The 23,735-nt window shown below is 66.1% G+C and carries 23 protein-coding genes; 8 read left to right on the top strand and 15 right to left on the bottom strand.

Annotated features, from left to right (window positions below):
- Window positions 1-79: 79 nt before the first annotated feature.
- The 5 genes from E4K64_RS31120 to cobS form a co-directional block, all read right to left on the bottom strand.
- On the bottom strand, window positions 80-487 hold the full coding sequence (locus tag E4K64_RS31120; RefSeq protein ID WP_135166809.1) for a hypothetical protein: 408 nt from the start codon (window positions 485-487) through the stop codon (window positions 80-82).
- Window positions 488-826: 339 nt separating this feature from the next.
- The gene (locus E4K64_RS31115) at window positions 827-1,939 is read right to left on the bottom strand and encodes an NADH:flavin oxidoreductase/NADH oxidase (RefSeq protein WP_135166808.1); all 1,113 of its coding nucleotides are present in this window, start codon (window positions 1,937-1,939) and stop codon (window positions 827-829) included.
- A 359-nt stretch (window positions 1,940-2,298) separates the two neighbouring features.
- Complete coding sequence (locus E4K64_RS31110; RefSeq protein WP_135166807.1) at window positions 2,299-3,393, bottom strand: esterase-like activity of phytase family protein; 1,095 nt, start codon at window positions 3,391-3,393, stop codon at window positions 2,299-2,301.
- Entirely contained in the window at window positions 3,390-5,294 is a 1,905-nt protein-coding gene (cobT, locus tag E4K64_RS31105) for a cobaltochelatase subunit CobT (RefSeq protein ID WP_135166806.1), read from the bottom strand. The genes E4K64_RS31110 and cobT overlap by 4 nt, the downstream gene beginning before the upstream one ends.
- Window positions 5,295-5,482: 188 nt before the next feature.
- The gene (gene cobS, locus E4K64_RS31100; RefSeq protein ID WP_430642544.1) at window positions 5,483-6,466 is read right to left on the bottom strand and encodes a cobaltochelatase subunit CobS; all 984 of its coding nucleotides are present in this window, start codon (window positions 6,464-6,466) and stop codon (window positions 5,483-5,485) included.
- Window positions 6,467-6,776: 310 nt separating this feature from the next.
- On the opposite strand from cobS, the gene E4K64_RS31095 reads away from it, so the two are divergent.
- Entirely contained in the window at window positions 6,777-7,436 is a 660-nt protein-coding gene (locus tag E4K64_RS31095) for a DedA family protein (RefSeq protein WP_135166805.1), read from the top strand.
- A 21-nt stretch (window positions 7,437-7,457) separates the two neighbouring features.
- Here the strand turns inward: E4K64_RS31095 and E4K64_RS31090 are convergent, their stop codons facing one another.
- Window positions 7,458-7,829: a nuclear transport factor 2 family protein gene (locus E4K64_RS31090; RefSeq protein ID WP_135166804.1), complete on the bottom strand. Its 372-nt coding sequence runs from the start codon at window positions 7,827-7,829 to the stop codon at window positions 7,458-7,460.
- 49 nt (window positions 7,830-7,878) lie between these two features.
- Window positions 7,879-8,514 carry an NADPH-dependent F420 reductase gene (locus E4K64_RS31085; RefSeq protein ID WP_283812342.1) on the bottom strand — a complete coding sequence of 212 codons (636 nt, stop codon included), beginning with the start codon at window positions 8,512-8,514 and terminating at the stop codon, window positions 7,879-7,881.
- A 93-nt stretch (window positions 8,515-8,607) separates the two neighbouring features.
- On the opposite strand from E4K64_RS31085, the gene E4K64_RS31080 reads away from it, so the two are divergent.
- Window positions 8,608-9,537, top strand: a complete 930-nt coding sequence (locus E4K64_RS31080) for a LysR family transcriptional regulator (protein WP_135166802.1) — start codon at window positions 8,608-8,610, stop codon at window positions 9,535-9,537.
- Between the two features lie 13 nt (window positions 9,538-9,550).
- Here the strand turns inward: E4K64_RS31080 and E4K64_RS31075 are convergent, their stop codons facing one another.
- Window positions 9,551-10,786 carry a citrate/2-methylcitrate synthase gene (locus E4K64_RS31075; protein ID WP_135166801.1) on the bottom strand — a complete coding sequence of 412 codons (1,236 nt, stop codon included), beginning with the start codon at window positions 10,784-10,786 and terminating at the stop codon, window positions 9,551-9,553.
- A 78-nt stretch (window positions 10,787-10,864) separates the two neighbouring features.
- Here E4K64_RS31075 and E4K64_RS31070 point away from each other — a divergent pair, with 78 nt between their 5' ends.
- Window positions 10,865-11,959: a citrate synthase/methylcitrate synthase gene (locus E4K64_RS31070; RefSeq protein ID WP_135166800.1), complete on the top strand. Its 1,095-nt coding sequence runs from the start codon at window positions 10,865-10,867 to the stop codon at window positions 11,957-11,959.
- Window positions 11,960-12,061: 102 nt separating this feature from the next.
- Here E4K64_RS31070 and E4K64_RS31065 read toward each other — a convergent pair whose 3' ends face one another.
- Window positions 12,062-12,694 (bottom strand): J domain-containing protein, encoded by a 633-nt coding sequence (locus tag E4K64_RS31065; RefSeq protein WP_126260727.1) that lies wholly within the window; start codon window positions 12,692-12,694, stop codon window positions 12,062-12,064.
- Between the two features lie 106 nt (window positions 12,695-12,800).
- On the opposite strand from E4K64_RS31065, the gene E4K64_RS31060 reads away from it, so the two are divergent.
- Complete coding sequence (locus E4K64_RS31060) at window positions 12,801-13,076, top strand: BolA family protein (RefSeq protein WP_135166869.1); 276 nt, start codon at window positions 12,801-12,803, stop codon at window positions 13,074-13,076.
- Window positions 13,077-13,197: 121 nt separating this feature from the next.
- On the opposite strand, the gene E4K64_RS31055 is transcribed toward E4K64_RS31060, so the two are convergent.
- From E4K64_RS31055 to E4K64_RS31045, 3 genes are all read right to left on the bottom strand, one after another.
- A complete protein-coding gene (locus E4K64_RS31055) occupies window positions 13,198-14,550 on the bottom strand; it encodes a hemolysin family protein (protein ID WP_135166799.1) in 1,353 nt (450 codons plus the stop codon).
- 67 nt (window positions 14,551-14,617) lie between these two features.
- Window positions 14,618-15,760: a 3-dehydroquinate synthase gene (aroB, locus tag E4K64_RS31050; protein WP_135166798.1), complete on the bottom strand. Its 1,143-nt coding sequence runs from the start codon at window positions 15,758-15,760 to the stop codon at window positions 14,618-14,620.
- Window positions 15,757-16,380 (bottom strand): shikimate kinase, encoded by a 624-nt coding sequence (locus E4K64_RS31045; RefSeq protein ID WP_135166797.1) that lies wholly within the window; start codon window positions 16,378-16,380, stop codon window positions 15,757-15,759. The genes aroB and E4K64_RS31045 overlap by 4 nt, the downstream gene beginning before the upstream one ends.
- 172 nt (window positions 16,381-16,552) lie before the next feature.
- On the opposite strand from E4K64_RS31045, the gene E4K64_RS31040 reads away from it, so the two are divergent.
- The 4 genes from E4K64_RS31040 to E4K64_RS31025 all read left to right on the top strand — a co-directional run bounded on the left by E4K64_RS31040 (window position 16,553) and on the right by E4K64_RS31025 (window position 20,972).
- Window positions 16,553-16,699: a hypothetical protein gene (locus E4K64_RS31040; protein ID WP_035685402.1), complete on the top strand. Its 147-nt coding sequence runs from the start codon at window positions 16,553-16,555 to the stop codon at window positions 16,697-16,699.
- A gap of 17 nt (window positions 16,700-16,716) precedes the next feature.
- Window positions 16,717-17,673 (top strand): site-specific tyrosine recombinase XerD, encoded by a 957-nt coding sequence (xerD, locus tag E4K64_RS31035; protein ID WP_135166796.1) that lies wholly within the window; start codon window positions 16,717-16,719, stop codon window positions 17,671-17,673.
- A gap of 306 nt (window positions 17,674-17,979) precedes the next feature.
- Window positions 17,980-18,942, top strand: coding sequence for an acetyl-CoA carboxylase carboxyltransferase subunit alpha (locus E4K64_RS31030; RefSeq protein WP_135166795.1), 963 nt, complete (start codon window positions 17,980-17,982; stop codon window positions 18,940-18,942).
- A gap of 437 nt (window positions 18,943-19,379) precedes the next feature.
- Window positions 19,380-20,972: a L,D-transpeptidase family protein gene (locus tag E4K64_RS31025; RefSeq protein WP_167772349.1), complete on the top strand. Its 1,593-nt coding sequence runs from the start codon at window positions 19,380-19,382 to the stop codon at window positions 20,970-20,972.
- A gap of 222 nt (window positions 20,973-21,194) precedes the next feature.
- On the opposite strand, the gene E4K64_RS31020 is transcribed toward E4K64_RS31025, so the two are convergent.
- Genes E4K64_RS31020 through E4K64_RS31010 form a run of 3 tightly spaced genes read right to left on the bottom strand, consistent with a single transcriptional unit; the run spans window position 21,195 to window position 23,693 of the window.
- Complete coding sequence (locus tag E4K64_RS31020; RefSeq protein WP_135166793.1) at window positions 21,195-21,890, bottom strand: ABC transporter ATP-binding protein; 696 nt, start codon at window positions 21,888-21,890, stop codon at window positions 21,195-21,197.
- Window positions 21,883-22,617, bottom strand: coding sequence for an ABC transporter ATP-binding protein (locus tag E4K64_RS31015; RefSeq protein WP_167772348.1), 735 nt, complete (start codon window positions 22,615-22,617; stop codon window positions 21,883-21,885). Before E4K64_RS31015 ends, E4K64_RS31020 begins: the two co-directional genes overlap by 8 nt.
- Window positions 22,614-23,693, bottom strand: a complete 1,080-nt coding sequence (locus E4K64_RS31010; protein WP_135166791.1) for a branched-chain amino acid ABC transporter permease — start codon at window positions 23,691-23,693, stop codon at window positions 22,614-22,616. Before E4K64_RS31010 ends, E4K64_RS31015 begins: the two co-directional genes overlap by 4 nt.
- Window positions 23,694-23,735 lie beyond the last annotated feature (42 nt).

Below are 23,735 nucleotides of genomic sequence, written 5' to 3'. Positions count from 1 at the left end.
GAGTGGTCTTATGAGCGGAGACAGACCCCTCATCCGGCGCTTCGCGCCACCTTCTCCCACAAGGGGAGAAGGAAAAGGCCTACTTCCGCATTCTCGCCTTTGCTCCCGCCACGATCTGCATGGCGACGCCGGCGATCCAGCCGGCGAAGACGAGCCAGGTCCAGCCCATGTGCGGATCGAGGCGGAGCACGATGACGGCGACGGAGACGAAGGCGGTGAGCGTGGCGCAGAGCGTGCCGGCGGCGCTCATGAATTCGGCGGCGTCGATCCGGCGGTGCGCGTCGTCGAACGGCATCTGCGGCGTGTCGATGCCGAGATAGAAGCCGATCACGCCGAGCAGCATCATCAGCAGCAGGAAGCCCTGCGTGGTCAGCGCCGGGATCGCCGAGCCGACATAGGCGCCGACGAACAGCCCGCACGCGGCTCCCGCCATCGCAAGGCCGACACGCTCGAAGATGTGAGCCGTTTTGCGGACGGAATAACGCATGGCGGGCCTCCGCGAGGAATTGACTGCGGAGAGGTTAGGCCAGTTTTGCGGGGCGTGGAAGCTGGGGAGACTTACTTAGTGTTTTGGGGCGATGGCGAAGGCGCATAGGTCGCTTCACGCTCCGCTGTCGTCCCGGACAAGCGCGCCTAAAAGCGCGCGCAGATCCGGGATCCATAACCACAGGGAGAGGTTTGACGAAGACTCCCAGTTATTTGCCGACGTACACCCCGCGCCATCGAGAGATCACGCGGTATGGGTCCCGGATCTGCGCTGACGCTTGTCCGGGACGACAACCATTTGCTTGGCGCGGTCGCTGCGCCTCACCTGCAGCGGCGTCCCTCACCGCGCCCCGAACGTGGTCTTGCCGAACAGCGCCTTTTGCGCCTGTGGCTGCGAGCGCCAATATTGCGGCGGGGCTTCGACCTCGCCGCCGAGCTCGGCGGCGGCGTGCCAGGGCCAGCGCGGGTCGTAGAGCATGCCGCGGGCGAGCGCGACCATGTCGGCCTTGCCGGATGCGACGATCTCCTCGGCCTGCCTGGCCTCCGTGATCAGGCCGACGGCGATGGTGGGCAGGCCGGTCTCGCGGCGGATGGCCTCTGCAAACTGCACCTGATAGCCGGGGCCGAGCGGGATCTTCTGCAGCGGCGAGACGCCGCCGGAGGAGGCATCGATCCAGTCGACGCCGCGCGCCTTCAAGGCTTTGGCGAATGCGATGGTCTGCGAAAGATCCCAGCCGCCCTCGACCCAGTCGGTCGAGGACACCCGCATGCCGACCGGCTTGTCGTGCGGGAAGGCGGCGCGCACCGCGTCGAACACTTCGAGCGGAAAGCGCATGCGGTTCTCCAGGCTGCCGCCATATTCGTCGGTGCGCTTGTTGGAGATCGGCGACAGGAATTGATGAAGGAGATAGCCGTGCGCGCCATGGAGCTCGATGGCGTCGATGCCGAGGCGCGCGGCGCGCTTGGCGCTGTCGACGAAGGCCTCGCGGATGCGCTTCAGGCCCGCGGCATCGAGCGCGAGCGGGGCGGCCTCGCCCTCCTTGTGCGGCACCGCCGACGGCGCCACCGTCTGCCAGCCGCCCTGGCCTTCCGGAATCAGCTGGCCGCCGTCCCAGGGCCGCGCGCTGCTCGCTTTCCGGCCCGCATGGGCGAGCTGCATCGCAATGGCCGTGGAAGAATGCTTGCGCACCGAGGCGAGGATCGGCGTCAAGGCGGCCTCGCAGGCATCGCTGTAGAGCCCGAGGCAGCCCGGCGTGATGCGGCCGATCGCCTCGACATGGGTCGCCTCGATGCAGAACATCGAAGCACCCGACAGGCTGAGATTGTTGATGTGGGTGAAGTGCCAGTCAGTGGCGACGCCGTCCTCGGCCGAATATTGGCACATCGGCGACACCACGATGCGGTTCTTCAAGGTCAGGCCGCGCAGCTCGATCGGGGAAAACAGGACGCTCATGCGGGGGAGTTCCGAAAGGTGGGAGGGCAATGGGAGGAGTTTAGTGAGCGAGGTGCGGATTGCCAGCCGCGCGGCTGCATGGTGGCCAGCGGCAGCGTGCATTTCGGCAATCGTTTGACGGAGGGCTGCGCCAAGTTCTCCGCTGTCGTCCCGGACAAGCGTCAGCGCAGATCCGGGACCCATACCCACAGGGAGAAGTTTGGCGAAGGCTCGGAGTGGGAGCTCGCGCCACAACTACTCCCTGGGGTTATGGGTCCCGGATCTGCGCGCGCTACCGGACAACGCTACGCGTTGCCGGGGGCGCGCTTGTCCGGGACGACAGTGGAGATTGGGGCGCGCCCCGGGGACGACAGCGTGCCCTACTCCGCCAGCGTGAATTGCAGCAGCAAGGTCCGTTGCAGCATCGAGAAATTGTCGTCGGAGATCAGCGTCAGCACGGTCTCGCCCTCGGGCGTGACGTGGGCATCGATGCCTTCCATGTTGTCGATCTCGTGGCCGAGATCGGCGACGAACAGCGCGGGGCCGTCGACCAGCGCGCCGGGTACGATCGACTTCAGCGGGATCGAGCGGATGCGGATGTTGACGCCGGTGAACCAGGAGAATTTGCGCTCGAGGATCAGAAGCTCGCCGGAGGGCAGCAGCACGGCATCGCTGATGTCGTATTTCTCGGTGCGGCGCACGCTGAACTGGCCGGGCGTGGGGCCGCCGATCAGGAAGGCCGTGAGATTGCCGTCGGCGTCGAGCCCGCGCTCGGAGAAGGCGATCAGGGTGCCCGCCAGCGGCAGGTTCTGGTCTTTGCCTTTGGGCACGACGACCAGCGCCTCCAGCCCCTTGTTGGACGGCAGCTTGCGCACGCCCGCCGGCACCGGGATCACCTCGCCGCGCGCGCGCGTGCCGCCCCTGGCAAAATCGTAGCGCAGGATCTGGTTGACGCGCTCGAGCCCGACATAAACGACATTGCCGTCGCGCGCGATCGATTCCGAATCCCACCACAGCCGCTTTTCCGTGATCGGCCTGCCCTCGGCGCCGAGCAGCGGCGCGGCCTCGACCTCGTCGAGGCCAACCATCTTGCCCTCCGAGTAGCGGATGCGGCCGGTGAACCAGCCGCCCTGGTCGGAGACCGCGAGGAAGCGCTCGCCCCTGGCATCGAGCCGGATGCCGGACAAGCCGCCGAAGCCGCGATAGCGCGAGGTCAGCACCAGGCCGCTGCGATAGTCCAGCGAGCCGAAGCGCGTGCGCGTGCGGTCGCCCGGCTCGAAATTGGGAATGGCGCGCGCATTGACCTCGACGCTGACGGGGTCGGTGACGCCGTTCTCGACCTGAAGCGCACCTTGAGCTGTTCTTGGCGGCGGCTCCGTCGTGGCTTGCGCCAGCGCGATGCGGGAGGCTGCGAAGGTGGAGAATCCCGCCGCTGCGTACTGAAGAAAGCTGCGGCGGGATGAATGCGTGCTCACGAATGCAATTTGCGCCGCGGGCGGGCGGGTGCCTGCGTGGGCGCCGTGGCGGTCTCGCTGAACAGCTCGGCGAGCTTCTCGGTGATGGCGCCGCCAAGCTCCTCGGCGTCCACGATCGTCACCGCGCGGCGGTAATAGCGCGTCACGTCATGGCCGATGCCGATCGCGATCAGCTCGACCGGCGAGCGGGTCTCGATCTCCTCGATGATGTGGCGCAGGTGCCGCTCGAGGTAATTGCCGGGATTGACCGACAGCGTGGAATCGTCGACCGGCGCGCCGTCCGAGATCATCATCAGGATCTTGCGCTGCTCGGGCCGGCCGAGCAGGCGCTTGTGCGCCCAGTCCAGCGCCTCGCCGTCGATGTTCTCCTTGAGCAGACCCTCGCGCATCATCAGGCCGAGATTTTTTCGCGCACGACGCCACGGCGCATCCGCCGACTTGTAGATGATGTGGCGGAGATCGTTGAGGCGGCCGGGATTGGCCGGCTTGCCGGCGGCAAGCCAGGCCTCGCGCGATTGCCCGCCCTTCCAGGCGCGCGTGGTGAAGCCGAGGATCTCGACCTTGACGCCGCAACGCTCCAGCGTGCGGGCGAGAATGTCGGCGCAGGTGGCGGCGACCGTAATCGGCCGTCCGCGCATCGAGCCGGAATTGTCGAGCAGCAGCGTCACCACGGTATCGCGGAACGTCGCCTCCTTCTCGTGCATGAAGGACAGCGGGTGATAGGGATCGGTGACGACGCGCGACAGGCGCGCGGGGTCCAGGATGCCCTCTTCGAGGTCGAACTCCCAGGCGCGGTTCTGCTGCGCCATCAGCTTGCGCTGCAGCCGGTTGGCGAGGCGGGCGACGATGCCCTGCAGATGCGCGAGCTGCTTGTCGAGATAGGCACGCAGCCGCTCCAGCTCGTCATGGTCGCAGAGGTCCTCGGCGGCGATGACCTCGTCGAACTTGGGCGCGAAGGCGTGATATTCCGGCCCGCGCGGCTCGTTCTTGCCGTGCTGGTTCGGACGCGTCGCCTCGCCCGGCGTCTCGTCGTCGCCGAGCTCGCCGTCGTCGAAGCTGTCGGAGGTCGAGGCCTGCGCGCTTTCCATCGCGCTCTCGCTCATCTCCTCGCTGGTCGCCTGCGCCTGGTCGGCGCTCATCTCCTGCGCGGCATCGGAATCGGGCGATCCCTCGGCGCCGGACTGGTCGTTGTCGCCGTCCTGGTTCTCGTCGTTGTCGTCATCGTCCTCGCTGTCGGCATTGCGCTCGTCGCCGAGCTCGAGCGCGGACAGCAGGTCATGCACGGCATCGCCGAACCGGGTCTGATCCTCGACGACGCTATCGAGCCGGTCGAGCCGCTTGCCGATCTTGTCCTCGAGAATCGGACGCCAGAGATCGACCATCTTCTTCGCGGCGGTCGGCGGCGCCATGCCGGTGAGGCGCTCGCGCACCAGCATCGCCAGCGCATCGGCCAGCGGGGCGTCGGCGCGGTCGGTGATCTCGTCGAACTTGCCGCGATGGAAATGGTCGTCGAGCATCGCGGTGAGGTTCTTGGCCACGCCCGCCATGCGGCGCGCGCCGATCGCTTCGACTCGCGCCTGCTCCACCGCCTCGAACACGCCGCGCGCCTGCGGATTGCCCGGCATCAGCTTGCGATGCAGCTTGGCATCATGACAGGCAAGCTTCAGCGCGATGGAATCGGCATGGCCGCGCACGACCGCCGCATCGCGCTTGGTCATCTTGCGCGCGGGCTCGGGCAGCCGCGCCTTGCCGGGCGCGAGGCCCGGCCGCTCGGCGGCGAAGGAGACGTCGAGCTCCGGCGTCTTGGCGATCGCCTTCAGGCAGGAGGCGACCGAGCGCTTGAACGGCTCGGTCGGCGCTTCCTTGCTGCTGCGGAATTTGGAGTTGGAGGTGGTGCTCATCTCGATCTCACCGTCGTCCCCGCGAAAGCGGGGACCCATAGCCACAGGACGTCATTTGGCGAAGGGTGGCAATTGATCGCTCGCGCCACAACGCGGGCCCGTGGCTATGGATCCCGGATCTGCACTCACTCCAGACGGCGCTTCGCGCCGCCAGGAGTGAGCTTGTCCGGGATGACATCATTGTTGAATCAGCTCAGCGCCACGTTGACTGCCGATTCCGGCAGCTCCGCGTTGAAGCAGCGCTGGTAGAACTCGGCGACCAGCGGACGCTCGAGCTCGTCGCACTTGTTGAGGAAGGTGACCCGGAACGAAAAGCCGATATCGCCGAAGATGTCGGCGTTCTCCGCCCAGGTGATCACCGTGCGCGGGCTCATCACCGTCGACAGATCGCCGTTGGCGAAGGCGTTGCGGGTCAGGTCGGCGAGGCGCACCATCTTGTTGACGATGTCGCGGCCTTCGCCGGTGCGATAGTGCTTGGCCTTGGCCAGCACGATCTCCACTTCCTCGTCATGGCTGAGATAGTTCAGCGTGGTGACGATCGACCAGCGGTCCATCTGGCCTTGGTTGATCTGCTGGGTGCCGTGATAGAGGCCCGAAGTGTCGCCGAGACCGACCGTGTTCGCCGTGGCGAACAGGCGGAACGCCGGATGCGGCTTGATCACCTTGTTCTGGTCGAGCAGCGTCAGGCGACCGGAGACTTCGAGCACGCGCTGGATCACGAACATCACGTCCGGGCGGCCGGCGTCGTATTCGTCGAACACCAGCGCGACGTTGTGCTGCAGCGCCCAGGGCAGGATGCCGTCGCGGAATTCGGTGACCTGCTTGCCGTCACGGACCACGATGGAATCCTTGCCGACGAGGTCGATACGGCTGATGTGGCTGTCGAGGTTGACGCGCACGCAGGGCCAGTTCAGGCGGGCCGCGACCTGCTCGATATGGGTGGATTTGCCGGTGCCGTGATAGCCGGTCACCATCACGCGGCGGTTGCGGGCGAAGCCGGCGAGAATGGCGAGCGTGGTGGCGCGGTCGAAGCGATAGTCGGAATCGACTTCGGGCACATGAGGATCGACTTCGGAATAGGCCGGCACTTCGAGATCGCTGTCGATCCCGAACACCTGGCGCACCGACACCTTCATGTCGGGCAGACCGGAAACTTCCTCAACTTTGGACATGGCGGCGGTCGTCATCAATCCTCCGAGGTCCCGGGCGGTCCCGAAACCGGTTATTCGCACGTTGGCTGCGGCTGGGTGCTGAACCTCAACCTATCAGAGTCAAGTGGCCGGCAGAAGCCCGCCCGCCAATCAAAGTTCCGTTGTCTTTTCATTTAGATAGGCAAGGAACGCAGTTTTTGGAGGGCTGCCTTGCGAATCACGCCCAAATTCGGGCGGGTTCGCGGGAGCCGCCCCCGCGAATGGCACTTTGGCCGCATGCCTTTACTTATGTAGGGTGGCAAGCCCCGTGCTCCAGCCCACCAGAGACGACGTGACGTCCTTTCTCGATCCGCTCATCTCCTTCGTCTCGGCCCATCCTTGGCTGGGCTATCTGACCCTGTTCCTGGCGGCGCTGCTCGAAGCCGTGCCGGTGGTGGGATCGGTGATTCCCGGCTCGACCATCATCCTGGCGCTGAGCGCCCTGGTCCCGGGCGGCGAACTCAAGCTGCAATGGGTGTTGCTGGCGGCCGCGCTCGGCGCCGTGCTCGGCGACGGCTCGGCCTACTGGATCGGACACCGGCGCCAGCGCGAAATCCTGAACACCTGGCCACTGACCAATTACCCGCGCGTGGTCGCCGAGAGCGAGAGCTTCTTCCACCGCTTCGGCACCTGGGCCGTGTTCTTCGCCCGCTTCGTGCCGCCGGTCCGGGCCTTCGTGCCGGTGACGGCGGGCGCGCTGGGAATGGCGCCCGCAAAATTCTACGCGGTGAACATCCCGGCCATTCTGGCCTGGGCGCCGGCGCATGTGCTGCCGGGCGTGCTGGCGGTCTCAGCCCTGCACGAATATGCCGGGCTGCATCATCACGGGCATGTCGGCAAGCACATCTGGATGCTGACCGTCATGGGCGTTGCGATCGCATTCGGCGCCGCATTGTGGTTCATACGCCGCCGGAGCCGCAGCGAAGTCGCCGCGTCGAAGCCGCAGACCTAGTTTCGGCAGGACGACCCTCTCTCACGGCGCGTTGAGGAACACCCACAAGCGCGAGATCTTACCGCCTTCGATTTCCGCGACGTCGGCCCCGGTCACGGCGACTGGACCATGCTCAGGCCCGGCATGCCAGGCCAGACGTGCCAAACCATGATGCCCGACGGCGACGCCATCGGGTACGAACCTGAATGTCGGCCCAAACTGCTGCAGAAGTTCTCCGGCGACGCGCGATATCTCTGACCGGCCCCGGACGATCTTCGTCGGCTCGTACATCACGGGCTCTTCGACGAACAACTCGGCGATGGCGGCGCGCCGTTTGTCCTCGATCCGCTCGTTGAACACGCGCTCCAGATTTGAGCGAAGCAGGTGGTCGAAATCGGTACTATCGGTTGTCATCTGGGTAGCCTTTCATCATCTCATTTCGTTGGTGAACCCTCTCGAAGGGTCAGCCGAACTTGACCAGGTTCAGCGCCGGAAGCGGACCACCGGGAAACTGGGTCAGCCTGCCTCCGATTGCGAGCGAGCCCAGATCGATGCCGAAGAATCCGAGCCGATCGATCAGCGCGCCGACAACGGCTTTCGCATCAGCCTCATCTCCCGAGTAGAACAGCACGCGCTTGCCGCCGTCGCTCGCAGGGTCAGTTGCGAGGAGCTGCGCCAAGAGATGATTGAATGCCTTCACCACCCGCGCACCGGGCACGAGATCGGCGAAAACCTCGGACGAGGCGCGGCCACCGAGTTCAGCCGGCTTGAACAGCGGGGCCTCGATCGGATTGTTGGCGTCGACGACGATGCGGCCGGCGAATTGCGGCAGCCCGGCGAGCGCATCCGGCAGCTTCGACCAGTTGACTGCGACGAACACGATCTCCTTGGCAGCGGCCTCTTCGCGGGTGCCGGCGGTCACGAGCGGACCGAGTTCGGCAACGGTCGCGGCCAGGCTTTCCGGGCCGCGGCTGTTGGACAGGGTCACGGCGATGCCGTTGCGCGCCAGGGCCTGGGCGATTGCGCGGCCAATATTGCCCGCGCCGATGATGCCGATAGTGGACATGGAAAATCTCCGAGATGTTTTGGGATCAGGCAAGCTGATCGGTGGTGCAGAGATGGTCCAAACACTGCCCTTTGATTAGGAGTATATTGCTCGTAATATTTTCAACGATTGCTTGAGAATGGATAGATGGAAACGCTGGCGAACCTGGAATCCTTCCTCCGCAGCGCCGAATGCGGCAGCTTTTCGGAGGCCAGCCGGCGTCTCTCGTTGACTCCGGCCGCCGTCAGCCGAAACGTCGCCATGCTGGAGCGCAATCTCGGCGTCCGGCTGTTTCATCGTTCGACGCGGAAATTGACGCTGACGGAGGCGGGCGAGACGTTTCGCGTGGCGATCTCCGACAATCTCGAAGGCCTTCAGGCAGCCATTGCAGGGATATCGACCGGCAGCACCGAGCCGGCAGGCCTTCTCAAGGTCAGCCTGCCACCGACATTCGGTACGGCTCATATCCTGCCGCTACTTCCCGGCTTCCTTGCCCGGTATCCGCGGGTCCGCCCTGAGTGGCACTTCGAGAACCGTCAGGTCGATCTGATCGGCGAAGGCTACGACGCGGCTATTGGTGGCGGGTTCGAGTTGTCGCCGGGACTTGTGAGCCGAACACTTGCGCCCGCCCATATCGTCGCCGTGGCGTCACCAGCCTACATGTCCGGGCGCGTGCCTCCGACCAAGCCTGATGAGTTGGCCGGGCTCAATGGCATCGTGATGCGCTCGCTGCAAACCGGGCGCATCCGGCACTGGTCGATGCGCGATGTTTCGGGGCGGGAAGTTCAGGCGTCGCTGTCGGAGTCCATCGTGGTCAACGATCCCGCCGCAATGCGCGAAGCAGCGCTGCTGGGCCTGGGAGTGGCCATGCTCGCAACAGCCGACATCCTTCCAGCGCTCGAAGACGGCTCCCTACTGCGCCTGGTACCGCGCTGGTACTGCGACGCCGGTGCGATCTCGATCTATCATGCGTCGCGCAAGCTCGTGCCCGCGAAGACGAGAGCCTTCGTGGACTGGGTGACGGAGGCATTCAGTAAGAACCGGCTCGCCGAACGTTTCGCCGGAAGCCTGAGCTGACAAGGTCGGCGGACTATGTGCCTCGAATTCTGGAATCCGCGCCCCCCGCCCTCCGTCCCGGCGCCGGCCCGACATACCTGGCCCTTGGCCGTATCAACTTGCCGAACTGCAACTGCTCGCTGGCGTGGGCGATCCAGCCGACGCTGCGGGCCATCGCGAACAGGGCGAGCTCGCTGCCCCCGGGCAGGCGCAGCGCGTGCACGAGGACTGCGAGCGCATAGTCGATGTTGACGAATTCGCCGGTGGCTTCCGCGATGCGTTCCGGCACCTCGCGGGTGAATTTGCGCGGCGCGCCGGCGCGTGACAGCGCATTGAGCAGCGATTGCGCGCGCGGATCGCCGCGCTTGTAGACGCCGTGGCCGAAGCCGGCAAAACGTTCGCCGAGCGCGACGCGCTCGCGCACCATCGGCTCGACATCGCGGTCGACCAGCGCCTTGACGAGCTGTGAGGCCAGCACGCCGGCGCCGCCATGCTGCGGCCCTTTCAACGCGGCGAGGCCGGCGATGACGGCGTCGTACAGGTTGAGGCCGGTCGAGGCCGCGCAGCGCGCGGTGAAGGTGGAGGCGTTCAGCTCGTGATCGGCGAGCAGGACGAGGGCGCGGCGGATCAGATCGGGCGCGTGCTTGTTGTCCGGCGCCCAGGCTGTTGCGACCTGCTGATGCAACGGCTCGGCCGAAGGCTCGGCATTGAGCATGGTCGCCACCAGCAGACGAACGATGCGCGCGCCGACCATGGCGCGGCCATCGGGCGCCCGGGTGAAGGCGCGGGGATCGGCGCTGGCGGCCAGCGCCAGCACGGCGATGGCGCGGTCGATCGGCGCCGCCCGGCGCGCGGCTTGCCCGATCGCGCGCATCTCCTCGGATATTTCGGGTTGATTGTCCTGCTCGAACGGATCGACCCCGGAGACGTCCCACAACAAGGTGGCGGCGTGCTCGAGCGTGCCGTTCTCGGAAAGATCGACGCAATTGACGCCGCGGTAGATCGCGCCCTCCTCGGTGATGGTCGAGATCTCGGTGTCCATCACAGGCAGATCGGCGTCGAAGCTGCGCAGGCCGCGCGGCTCCGTCGACGGCACCCGGCGCTCCTTCAGGGCCCGGACGTCCTCGGCACGGTAGCGGTTCTTCCGCGAGTCGGGCGTCGGCTCGGAGCGGATCAGGCCGCGGCTGACATAGGCGTACAGCGTGGCCGGCGAGATCGCGAGCTCGGCCGCGGCCTCCCGGGCGGACAAATAGAGCGCCGAATTTTTCATATTGATTTATGTAATCAAGATTGATCAATGTGTCGAGAGGCCTGACCTTGTGTGCTCCCTGAACAGGAGATTTGGGCCATGAATATCCACCTCACCAAGAGCCAGATCGGGTTGGACGGCGTTGCCGCGGCCGAAACCGTGCTGAGCCATGTCGATGGCGAGCGCGGCGAGCTGATCATTGCCGGGGAGCATGTCGGCCGGCTGGCGAGCCAGTCGAGCTTCGAGGGCGTCACCGCCCGGCTCTGGAACGGCGCCAGCAGGACGACCCTGAGCGAAGCCAACGTGCGGGCGAGCCTGGGCGCGGCGCGTGAGCGCGCCTTCGCACGCCTGCCGGACCTGCTGCCGGCGACGCGCGGCATGGGCATCATCGACGGGTTTCGGGCGGCGGTCGCGGGACTTCGCGCCGAGCACGGCCTCGAGCATGAAGCCACCATCGTCGGCGCGTTTCCGGTGATCGCGGGCGCGCTGGTGCGCCGCGCCAAGGGGCTCGATCCGGTCGCGCCCGATCCGAATGCGAGCCATGCCGCCGATACGCTGCGCATGCTGCGCGGCGCCGCGCCGGAGCCGCGCGAGGTCGCCGCGCTCGACGCCTATTTCGTCACGGTCTGCGATCACGGCATGAATGCCTCGACCTTCGCCACGCGCGTGGTGGCCTCGACGCAAGCCGATCTGTTCGCCGCCGTCACGGCCGGCTATTGCGCACTCACCGGGCCCCTCCACGGCGGTGCGCCGGAGCCGGTGCTGGAAATGCTCGACGCGATCGGCACGAGCGAGCGGATCAAGCCGTGGGTCGACGCGGCGCTGGCGCGCGGCGAGCGGCTGATGGGCTTCGGCCATCGCGTCTATCGCGTGCGCGATCCGCGCGCCGACGTGCTGAAGGCGGCGATCGAGCGGCTCGCGGTGGACGGCGCCGACCTGCCCTTCGCCGGCGAGGTCGAGGCCTATATCCGCGCAGCGCTGCGCAAGAAGAATCCGGAGCGGCCGCTGGAGACCAATGTGGAGTTCTTCACCGCGATCCTGCTCGACGCGCTCGCGATCCCCCGCCAGGCCTTCACACCGATCTTCGCGGTGGCGCGCAGCGCCGGCTGGACCGCGCATGCGCGCGAGCAGCAGCGCACCGGACGGCTGATCCGGCCGAGCTCGTCCTATGTGGGGGCGATGCCGGAAGCGTGAGGGCGGATGTCAAATCGTAGGGTGGGCACGGCGCAAGCGCGCCTTTGCCCACCCTACGAGACTGTCGTAAGCCGGGACGACACCACAAGGTGCCGCGAGGCCTTAGGCCTCGCGCACCACCGTCTTCAGATAATTATACGCCTTGATGATCTCGATCAGGCGGTCCTCGGTGGAGCGGTCGCCGCCATTGGCGTCGGGGTGGTGCTGCTTCACCAGCGCCTTGTACTTGGTCTTGACGTCGGCGAGCGTGGCGCTGGGGCCGAGGCCCATGACCAGCAGCGCCTTGCGCTCGGCGTTCATCACCTTGCGCGTCTCGGCCTTGGGCGCGGCTTCGGGGCCCTTGCGCCAGCTGGCGCGGCCGTTGATCTCGGAGAACATGCTGAACGGATCGGACGCCATGTCGATCTCGGCTTCCGCGCCCTTCTTGCCGCCATTGGCGCCCATCTTCCAGGTCGGGCGGTGACCGGTCAGCGCATCCTTCTGGTAGCGCGCGACGGCGTCGGCATTCATGCCGGAGAAGAAATTGTAGTTCTGGTTGTACTCGCGCACGTGAGCCAGGCAGAAGTGCCAATACTCGCGCTGGTTCTCGCGGCCCTTGGGCGCACGATGCGCGCCCTTGTTCTGACACCCGGCCCACTCGCAGCCGACGGCGGTGTCGCGCGGCTTCACGTCCGGCTGCTTGCCCCGCGGCTTGACGCGGATGGAGTCGAAGAATTTTGATGAATCGATCGGCATGGCTGACTTTGACTACGCAATGCAAAAACGTTCAAGTCTTGACATTGCAATTCGCCGCAAACCCGGCAATCAACGGGGCGAGACCTCTGCACCCGAATGGCACAACATGGCTATGCGAGACACTATCAGCAACAAGTTGCAGGAAGCTTTCACGCCGGAAAGCCTGCAAGTCGTCGACGAGTCACATTTGCATGAGGGCCACGCCGGCCATCGGCCGGGCGGTGAGACACATTTCCGCGTCTATATCGTGTCTGCGGCCTTCAAAGGGAAGAGCCGGGTGGAGCGCCATCGCATGATAAATTCGGCGCTGGCCGCGGAACTCTCCGGCCGCGTTCACGCCCTGGCGATCCAGGCCAAGGCGCCGGGGGAAGGCGGGACGTAAAACTCCGCTGTCATGCCCCGCGAAAGCGGGGCATCCAGTACTCCGTGACAGCGCGGCCAGGCCGAGCCGCTGCGGCGTACTGGATCGCCCGCCTGCGCGGGCGATGACACCGAGCGTGAGGCTAAAACGACGTCCCGGCCCTTCTCGGCTTCGCCTCTTCCAGCTCCGCCTCGCGTGCCACCGGTGAAATACGGAGCGCGGTGATGCGGTTGCGCTCACGGCGGAGCACGCGGAAGCGGAAGCCGTGGAAGGTGAAGCTCTGGCCGCGGTCGGGGATCGAGCGCGCCTCATGAATGACGAGGCCGGCGACCGTCGTTGCCTCTTCATCGGGCAAGTGCCAGTCCAGCACGCGGTTGAGATCGCGGATCGGCACGGAGCCGTCGACCACGACGGAGCCGTCGGGCTGACGGCGTACGCCGGCGACCACCACGTCGTGCTCGTCGGAGATGTCGCCGACGATCTCCTCCAGAATGTCTTCCAGCGTCACGAGGCCTTCAACCTCGCCATACTCGTCGACGACGAGCGCGAAATGGGTCTTGCGACGGCGGAATGCCTTGAGCTGCTGGGATATCGGCCGCATTTCCGGCACGAACCAGGGCGGCAGCATGATGGTGGTGACGTCGATGCGCGAGGTATCGCCCTCCGACGCTCGGATGGCCCGCAACAGATCCTTGGCGTGCAGGATGCCGATGATGTTCTCCGACTTGTCGCGCCACAGCGGAATGCGGGTGTACTCGGTGGCCAGCACCTCACGCACCAGCTCCTCCGGCGGCAGGTCGGCGTTGATCATCACCATGGCGGTGCGATGAACCATCACGTCGGACACGGTCAGCTCGCCAAGGCGGAAGACATTGTGAATGTATTCGGCCTCGCCGCTCTCGATCTTGCCGTGCACGGCCGATTCCTCGACCAGGCCCTCGATCTCGGAATCCGTCAGGATCTCGTGCTGCGAAAACTCCTGGACCCCGATCAGACGCAGGATCGCGCTCGATGCCGCGTTGAGACACCAGCTGAGCGGATAGAACACCAGGTAGGAGACATGCAGCGGATAGGCAATCCACTGCGACACCGGCATCGGCTCCCTGATCGCCAGCGTTTTCGGCACCTGCTCGCCGATGATGATATGCAGCGACGAGAAGACCAGGAAACCTGCCACGAACGAGACGAAGTGCAGCGTGGCCTCCGCCAAGCCGAGCGGCGCGAGGATCGGACTCAGCAGCGCCGACACGGTCGGCTCACCGATCCAACCAAGACCGAGGGAAGCCATGGTGATGCCAAGCTGGCAGCAGGCGAGATAGGCTTCGATATTTCCCATCATCGTCTGCAGCAGGCGGGCGCCGAAGCGATTCTGCTCGACCATGGCCTTGACGCGAAAGCCGCGGCTCTTCACCAGGGCGAATTCCGCAGCCACGTAAAACGCATTGGCGGCGAGCAGGAGGACCGCCAGCAGCAGATTGATCGTGATCGAACTCATGTTTGCCTCGCGACCGCCTCGGCATTCCCCGCCGTTTCGCGGGCGGCCGATCTGAACGGTCCCGCCATCACTGCGAAAGTTTCGACTGCAGGAAATCGCGCACCGGGGCCGGCTCGACGTCCTTGGCGATCACCGCGCGCCCGACGGCCTCCAGCAGGATGAAGGTGAGCTTGCCGCGCTTGACCTTCTTGTCCTGCGCCATCAGCGCCATCAGCGCGTCGGCATCGGCAAGCCCTTCCTGCGCGAAGCCGGCGATGTCCTGCAGGCGGGTCGGCAGGCCGGCCTCGATCAAATGCCGCTCGACGCGTGCGGCGTCCTGCTCGCCGATCATGCCGAGCTTGGCCGAGAACTGCGCCGCCAGCGTCATGCCGATCGCGACGCCCTCGCCGTGGAACAGGCGGTCGGAGAAGCCGGTCGCCGCTTCCAGCGCGTGACCGAAGGTGTGGCCGAGATTGAGCAGCGCGCGCTCGCCGGTCTCGCGCTCGTCGCGGGAGACCACGCCCGCCTTGGCGCGGCAGGAGGTCGCGATCGCGTGCTCGCGCGCGGAGCCGCCCTTGACGATGTCGGAATGGTTCTTTTCCAGCCAGGTGAAGAAGGCCTCGTCGCCGAGCACGCCGTATTTGGCGACCTCGGCATAACCGGCGCGGAACTGGCGCGGCGACAGCGTGTCGAGCACGGCGGTGTCGGCGATGACCAGCACCGGCTGGTGGAACGCGCCGAGCAGGTTCTTGCCCTGCGGCGAGTTGATGCCGGTCTTGCCGCCGACGGAGGAATCGACCTGGGCCAGCAGCGAGGTCGGCACCTGCACGAAATCGACGCCGCGGCGCAGGATCGCCGCGGCAAAGCCGGCGAGATCGCCGACCACGCCGCCGCCGAGCGCGATGACGAGATCGTTGCGCTCGATCTTCGCGGCGATCAGGGCTTCGCTGACCTTCTCCAGGCCGGCATAGGTCTTGGAGATCTCGCCTTCCTCGACCACGATGCGCGAGGTCGGAATGCCGCTCGCCGCGAGCGAGGCCTCGGCGGGTTCGAGCCAGTGCTTTGCCACGTTGCGATCCGTCACGATCGCGGTGCGCACGCCGGGACGCAAACGCGCTACGCGCTCGCCGAGCGAGGCCAGCACGCCGCGGCCGATGACGATGTCGTAGGCGCGATTCTCCAGCGCAACCTCAACCTTGACGGGATCGGAATGTTTCAACGGCGCAGTCATCTCAACGCACTCGCTACGTCGGCAGATGGTGGAGCGGCCTGTTCGCCGCAAAGAAAGGCGCGCAGCGCCTCGATGCATTCCTCGACGATTCTGTCGTGCGGCACGTCGCGCGAGGCGATGGTGAGGTCGGCATGGCCATAGACCGGCTCGCGCTCGGTGAGCAGGCGCGTCACGGTTCCTTCGGGATCGGCGGTCTGCAGCAGCGGGCGGTCGGCGCGGCGGCGCACGCGGCGCATGATGACGTCGTGGTCCGCCTTGAGCCAGATCGACACCGCCTTTGCCGCGATGCGCTTGCGCGTCTCCTCGCGCATGAAGGCGCCGCCGCCGGTCGCCAGCACCACCGGCCCGCCGTCGAGCAGCCGCGCGATCACCCGCGCCTCGCCGTCACGGAAATACGCCTCGCCATGGCGCTCGAAGATCTCCGGGATGGTCATCTGGGCCGAGGTCTCGATCTCGGTGTCGGCGTCGATGAAGGGCAGCTTGAGCCTGAGAGCCATGCGACGGCCGATGGTGGATTTGCCCACTCCCATCATACCGACGAGCACGACCGAGCGCGATCCCAGCGCCGACAGGATGTCGGCTTCGGGCGAAGCTGGTATCGGCAACGCGGCGTCGGACATGTCTCGCTCGATTGGATCCCGCTCGATCTGCCGCCAAAGGCGGCACGCTTCGGCCACCTATACGACCCCGGAAGGGGCCTCGCCAGAGGACTCTTGCCACGAAACGGCGAACATGTTGGATGATTTCATTGGTTAATTTGCCCGTCTGGACCTTCTCCCGAGACCTTGCCCGATGCCCAGCCTGTTCCGCTTCCTGACGGTCGTCGCCGTGATCGCCGGCATCGTCTATGGCGTGGTCTTCGCACTGGCCAACTTCGTCACGCCCAAGTCGCGGGAAATGACCGTGACGATTCCGCCTGACAAATTTCTCAAGAAATAGGGGCTAGCCTGACGGGCATGCGCAACCCGCCCTCAGACGCCAAGCTCACCGGCCTGTTCCTCGACATGCTCGCGGCGGAACAGGGCGCCGGGCCCAATACGCTCGACGCCTATCGCCGCGACCTCACCGATTTCTCGGAATTTCTGGGCCGCGTCGGCCGCAGCTTTGCGGACGCCGAGACGCAGACGCTGCGCGACTACCTCGCCGATCTCGACAGCCGCGGCTTCAAATCCACCAGCGTGGCGCGGCGGCTGTCGGCGATGCGGCATCTCTATCGCTTCCTGCTGAACGAGCGGATCCGAGCTGAGGATCCCGCCGCGATCCTGTCCGGTCCCAAGCGCGGCCGCGGCCTGCCGAAAGTGCTGTCGATCTCCGATGTCGACCGCATGCTCCGCCGCGCCAAGGAATTGAGCGAGGCGGAGGATGCCTCGCCGGCGAAGCGGCTGCGCGCCTTAAGGCTCTATTGCCTGCTCGAGGTGCTCTACGCCACGGGCCTGCGCGTCTCCGAGCTGGTGGCGCTGCCGCGCTCGGCGGCCAAGCGCGATGCGCGCATGATCGTGGTGCGCGGCAAGGGCAACAAGGAACGCCTGGTGCCGCTCAACGAGGCCTCGCGGCGGGCGATGGCGGATTATCTCGCCGCGACCGACGCCGCCAAAGCCGACAAGAAGAATGGCCTCGCCGCCTCGAAATGGCTGTTCCCCTCGTTCGGCGAGAGCGGACATCTGACGCGGCAGCATTTCGGCCGCGACCTCAAGGAGCTCGCAATCGCCTCGGGCCTGCAGGCCCGGCTGGTTTCCCCGCACGTGCTGCGCCATGCCTTTGCCAGCCACCTCCTGCACAATGGTGCCGATCTGCGCATCGTGCAGACCCTGCTCGGCCACACCGATATTTCCACCACCCAGATCTACACCCATGTGGTCGAGGAGCGGCTGAAAAGCCTGGTGCGCGACCTGCACCCGCTGGCGGAGAAGTGAGGCGTGGGAGGTGTGCTCCCTCTCCCGCTTGCGGGAGAGGGCTGGGGAGAGGGTATCTCCACGATGGGACACTCCCCAAGACGAGAAAACCCTCACCCGCGCCTCCGGCGCGACCTCTCCCGCAAGCGGGAGAGGTGAAGGAAACCGCCTTGACTTCGGCCACATCTCCGCAGAAAGAGCCGTGGCCTCACGCGTGATTTGGCTCCCGGCCCGGAGTGCACAAGCCAACTCATTGAAGACGCTGCACTTCTTCCCGCGACCCCGACCTCGCTTCGCCTCTTAGCCCCGTCCCCCTATACTGAGTTGATGCAAGACCAGATGCGCAGCTATCTCGACTTCGAAAAGCCCGTCGCCGAGCTCGATTCCAAGCTCGACGAGCTTAGGACGCTCGCGGCCTCCGGCACGGATATCGCTGATGAGATCGGGCGGATCGAGGACAAGGCGGCGCAGGCGCTGGCCGACCTCTATCAGAACCTGACCCCGTGGCAGAAGACGCTGGTGGCGCGGCATCCGCAGCGGCCCCATTTCAACGACTTCATCAAGGGCCTGATCACCGAATTCACCCCGCTCGCCGGCGACCGCAAGTTCGGCGAGGACGAGGCGCTGGTCGCCGGCTTCGGCCGCTTTCGCGGCGAGCCGATCTGCGTGATGGGCCAGGAAAAGGGCGATTCCACCGAGAGCCGTATCCGGCACAATTTCGGCATGGCGCGGCCCGAGGGCTATCGCAAATGCGTGCGGCTGATGGAGATGGCCGAGCGGTTCGGCCTGCCGGTGCTGTCGCTGGCCGATTCCGCCGGCGCCTATCCCGGCATCGGCGCCGAGGAGCGCGGCCAGGCCGAGGCCATCGCCCGCTCGACCGACGCCTGCCTGGCGCTGACCGTGCCGAATGTTGCGATCATCACCGGCGAGGGCATGTCGGGCGGCGCCATCGCCATCACCACCGCCAACAGGGTCCTGATGCTGGAGCACGCGATCTACAGCGTGATCTCGCCGGAGGCGGCGTCCTCGATCCTCTGGCGCGACGGCACCAAGGCGCAGGAAGCCGCCAACAACATGAAGATCACCGCACAGGACATGCTCCGCTTCGGGGTGATCGACCAGATCCTGAAGGAGCCGGTCGGCGGCGCCCACCGCGACCCCGCCGCCATGATCGCCACCACGGGTGAGGCCATCGCAAAAGCCTTCGACGAGCTGCGGGGCCTGGACGGCGACGCCATCCGCAAGCAGCGGCGGCAGAAATTCCTCGATATCGGCCGGAAACTGGGCTGATTCGGCTCGATTCCGGTGCCGTAGTGGGCAAAGGCGCAAAGCGCCGTGCCCACGATCTCTTCCTGATTGAGAAAGATGGTGGGCACGCTTCCGCTTTGCCCACCCTACGAGACCTCCCGGGGGGGTGGCCCCGGTAACCCCGCATTAACCCTTTTTTTGCCCAAATCGGCGATCTCTGTGCTGGTCTGGCCGCATGGTCCAAGTTCCGGCCCACTTTAAGTCTCTGTTGACCACACCTTTGGGCCAACGCCCTCGTGATCCCCGCTCGGGTTGCGACCACATGACCCAGAGGTTAGAATTTTAATCAATGGCTTCAGGGCACAAGCGCTGGGGCATGAGCTGAAAAGCCCGTCGTGACGGGTCCGGTTCGCCGGTCGGATCATGCGCCAAACGAATTGGGGTTCGCGCTCTCTGCCCGGCACGGTGTGGGGTCCATCTTGATTTCTCGTTCGCTTGCTCGCGCGCTCTTGGCTTCGGTTGCGCTGATGACGGCCGGCGGCCTGCTGGCCGGCTGCGACACCGACCAGGTCTCGCTCGCGACCAATGCCAAGGCCAATCAGCCGGTGCCGCCGAAGCTGCTCGCCGCGATGGCCGAGAAGGACATGGATCTGCAATCGCCGATCCTGGTCCGCCTGTTCAAGCAGGAGGCCGAGCTCGAGGTCTGGAAGCAGACCCGCTCGGGCCAGTTCGCACTGCTCAAGACCTATCCGATCTGCCGCTGGTCGGGCGACCTCGGCCCCAAGGTGCGCGAAGGCGACCGTCAGGCGCCGGAGGGATTCTACTCGATCAATCCGGGCCAGATGAATCCGCAATCGGCCTATTACCTCTCCTTCAACACCGGCTATCCGAACGCGTTCGACAAGGCTCTGGGCCGCACCGGCTCGCAGCTGATGGTGCATGGCGACTGTTCTTCGCGCGGCTGTTACGCCATGACCGACGAGCAGATCGCGGAGATCTATTCGCTCGGCCGCGAATCCTTCTTCGGCGGCCAGAAGGCGTTCCAGCTGCAGGCCTATCCGTTCAAGATGACGCCGGTGAACATGGCCAAGCACCGGAACAATCCGAACATGCCGTTCTGGAAGATGATCAAGGAAGGCTATGATCATTTCGAGGTGACGCGGCAGGAGCCGAAGGTCGATTTCTGCGAGAAGAAGTACGTCTTCGACGCGGCCAAACCGGCGGACGCCAAGCGCGATCCGGTGTTCGACGCCTCGGCAAAATGCCCTGCCTATGTGATCCCCGAGGACATCGTCGCCGCCGTGCGGGGGAAGCAAGCCAAAGACGAGGCCGAATACGCCAAGCTAATCGCCAAGGGCACCCCGGTGGCGCGCATGAACACCGGCATCGACGGCGGCATGAACAAGGTGTTCGCCGCCAAGATTCCGGAAGGCTCGACTGGCCTGTCCGAGGGCGCCGAAGGCACCACGCTGCAGATGCTGGCGATGGCCAAGGCGCCGGGCACGATCCCCAGCCACGTCAATCCGCCGAAGCCGAATCTCGACGCGGTGGCATCGGCGCCGGCGCCGCAGCAAGAGCCGGTGGTCGCCGTCAGCGCGCCCGCGACCAGCACCCGCGTCGCCTCGGCTCAGCCGGCGGAAAAGTCCCAGGAGAAATCGCAAGAGAAATCCGGCGGCTTCTTCTCGAATCTCGGGCGCAGGATGGGCATTGGCTCATCCGACACCACCGCGACCACACCGCCGCCGCAGGCGACCGCATCCGTTGCCCCGGCCGCCACGCCCACGACACCCACGCCCACGACACCCACGACCGCGGCGTCGCGGCTGAAAGCCGCCGTGAGCCGGTTCGTGCCGGGCAGCGACAAGAAGGATGCCGCAAAGGACGCGCCGAAGCCGACTGTTGCCGCCGCCAAGCCCGCCGAGCCGGCAAAGCCCGACACGCGCCTCGCCCAGACCCGGCCGGCGCTGAAGCCGTCGGTGAGCGATGGTGCGGGTGAAGCCACGCAGATCATGGGCGCCGCGCCGGTGGTGTCGTCGAACTCGTTCGACAGCCGGTTCTCGGCGATGAAGTAGGCGGGCGGCCGCGCGCTCCTCTCTTTCACAATCGACAATATCTCCCCGTCATCCTGAGGTGGCCGCTTCTTCAGCGGCCCTCGAAGGGCGACGGCCCGGCTGGCTGCTCGGCCGCTCATCCTTCGAGGCTCGCGGCACGATGCGGCGCATCGCGCCGCTCGCGCCTCAGGATGACGGGACTGAGAGGATGCCGCGGCAGATTTGAGGGCAGCGCGCGGCCCCCTACGGCGCGAGATACCGCATCAGCTCCGGATTGCCCCGCACCTGCCCCGCCTCGCCTTGCAGCGCGACGCGGCCGCGGTCCAGCACATAGGCGTAATCGGCGACGCGGAGCGCGAGGTCGAGGTGCTGCTCGACGATGATCACGGCGATGGTCCTGGCGAGCTCGATCAGGCGCTCGGTGATTTCCTCGATCACGCCGATCCAGACGCCTTCGGTCGGCTCGTCCAGCAGTAGCAGCTTGGGCTCGCCGAGCATGGCGCGGCCGATCGCGAGCATCTTGCGCTCGCCGCCGGACAGCGTGCCGGCGGGCTGGTCGAGGCGCTGGCCGAGCTTCGGAAAGATCGCCAGCACGCGATCGACCGCTGAAGCATCCCTGCTCGCGAGCGAGCCGACGGCGAGATTGTCGCGCACCGACAGGCGCGCGAACACCGAATGCTCCTGCGGCACATAGCCGATGCCGGCGCGGACGCGCTCCTGGGTGGCGCGGCGGCTGATGTCGCGGCCGTCGAAGGCGAGCTCGCCCTTCCACGCCGGCAGCTCGCCGACGATGGTCTTCATCAGCGTGGTCTTGCCGGCGCCGTTGCGCCCGAGCACGGCGACGCCGCCGCGCCAGGGAATGCCGAGGGTGACGTCGAACAGGACCTGGCTGCGGCCATAGCCGGCGTCGAGATGCTTGATGTCCAAAAATTCAGGCACGGCGCAGATAGATCTCCTGGACAGATGGGTTGGCCTGGATCTCCGACACCGTTCCTGACGCCAGCACCCTGCCCTGGTCGAGCACGGTGAGGCGATCGCAGATGTCGCGGATGAAATCGAGGTCGTGCTCGACGATGACGAGGGAGCAATGCTGCTTGATCGGCTGCAGCAGCTCGCCGGTGACGCGGCGCTCCTCCAGGCTCATGCCGCCGGTCGGCTCGTCGAGCAGCAGCAGCTTGGGCTTGCCCGCGAGCGCCATCGCGATCTCCAGCCATTGCTGCTGGCCGTGCGACAGCGCAGCGGCGGCCTCGAAGGCGCGATCGGCGAGACGAAATTGCCTCAGCATGGTCATGACCTGGTCGTGCAGCGCGCCCCGCGTGCGCGAGAACACGAGGTCGAACAGCGAGGACTGCGCCTGCAACGCCAGCAGGATGTTGTCGTAGAGCGTCAGCGACGGCAGCACGGATGTGATCTGGAATTTGAGGCTCATGCCGGCCCGCGCGCGCTCGGTCGGCGTGTACGCGGTGATGTCGGTGTTGACGAAGGAGACTTTTCCCTGCGTCGGCACCTCGGCGCCGGCGATGCACTTCATCAAGGTGCTCTTGCCGGAGCCGTTGGGTCCGATCAGGCCGTGAAACTCGTTCTCGCCGACACTGAGCGCCGCGCCGTCCAGCGCGGTGAGCTTGCCGAAGACCTTCTTGATGCCGGCGGCTTCAAGGAGCATCACGGATTCTCCTTCGCCTTGGCGCCGAAGCTGCCGACGCGCTCGCGCTCGCCGAGCATGAAGCTGATCAGGCCGAGCGGGCGGAACAGGATCACCACCAGCAGCAACACACCGAGGATGATCGGCCAGATGTCGCGGTAATTGTCCGACAGCCAGAAGCTGACGCCCTCGACGATCACGGCACCGATGACGGCGCCGATCAGCGTGCCTGAGCCGCCGAACAGCACATAGAGCACCACTTGCGTCGAGACCACGACGCCGACCATGTTGGGCCAGACGAAACCCTCGTGGAAGGCATAGAGGCTGCCGGCGAGGCCCGCCACGGCGCCGCCGATGGTGAAGATGATCGCCTTCAGGTGCTGCGCCTTGTAGCCGAAGAAGGCGATGCGCTGCTCGTTTTCGCGCAGGCCCGCGAGCGCGAGGCCGAACTGCGAACGCACCAGGAAGCGGCAGAGCAGGTAGACCAAGACGAGAATGCCGAGCACGAGATAGTAGAACGCCGGTCCTTCCGTGAACTCGTAAGTGCCGAGCGACATCGGCGCGATCGAGGGGATGCCGTTCTGGCCGCCGAGATAATACCAGCCGCGCGCCAGCCGATCGGCGGCGTAGGAGCCGGTCAACGTGCCGAGCGAGACGAAGATCACGCTGGAGGGATGCCGGCCCAGCAGCAGGAAGCCGCCGAGCAGCAGCGCGAAGGCGAGGCCGATCAACGTGCCCGCCGGCAGCACCAGGAAGATATTGGTGATGTCGAGATCGCGCGCGAGCAGCGCCACGCCGTAGCCGGCGGAGCCGAAGAACAGGGCCTGACCGAAGCTCATGATGCCGGCATAGCCCCAGACCAGGTCGAACGACAGCGCGAACAGCGCCAGGATGATCACGCGCGTCGCGAAAACCGTGAGATAATCCTGCAGCACCAATGGCGCGAGCAGCGCCGCGACCAGCACGACGGCCTCCACGATCGGCAGGATCTTTAGGCCTGACGACCGCCCGCTCGATACGGCTCCGGCCACCGAAACGTCCGTGCCGTCCCCGACACCGGTGTGAACCGCTTGCTTAGCTGCACCCATGGACTTCAGCATTTCGAATCAAAGCACCTTGTGGCCCGACACCGCACCTCTCCC

This window comes from Bradyrhizobium frederickii (assembly GCF_004570865.1).
In the GTDB taxonomy this organism is placed as follows: Bacteria; Pseudomonadota; Alphaproteobacteria; order Rhizobiales; family Xanthobacteraceae; genus Bradyrhizobium; species Bradyrhizobium frederickii.
Note: the sequence above shows the minus strand (reverse complement) of the source record. Positions and strands in the feature narration are given on the sequence as shown.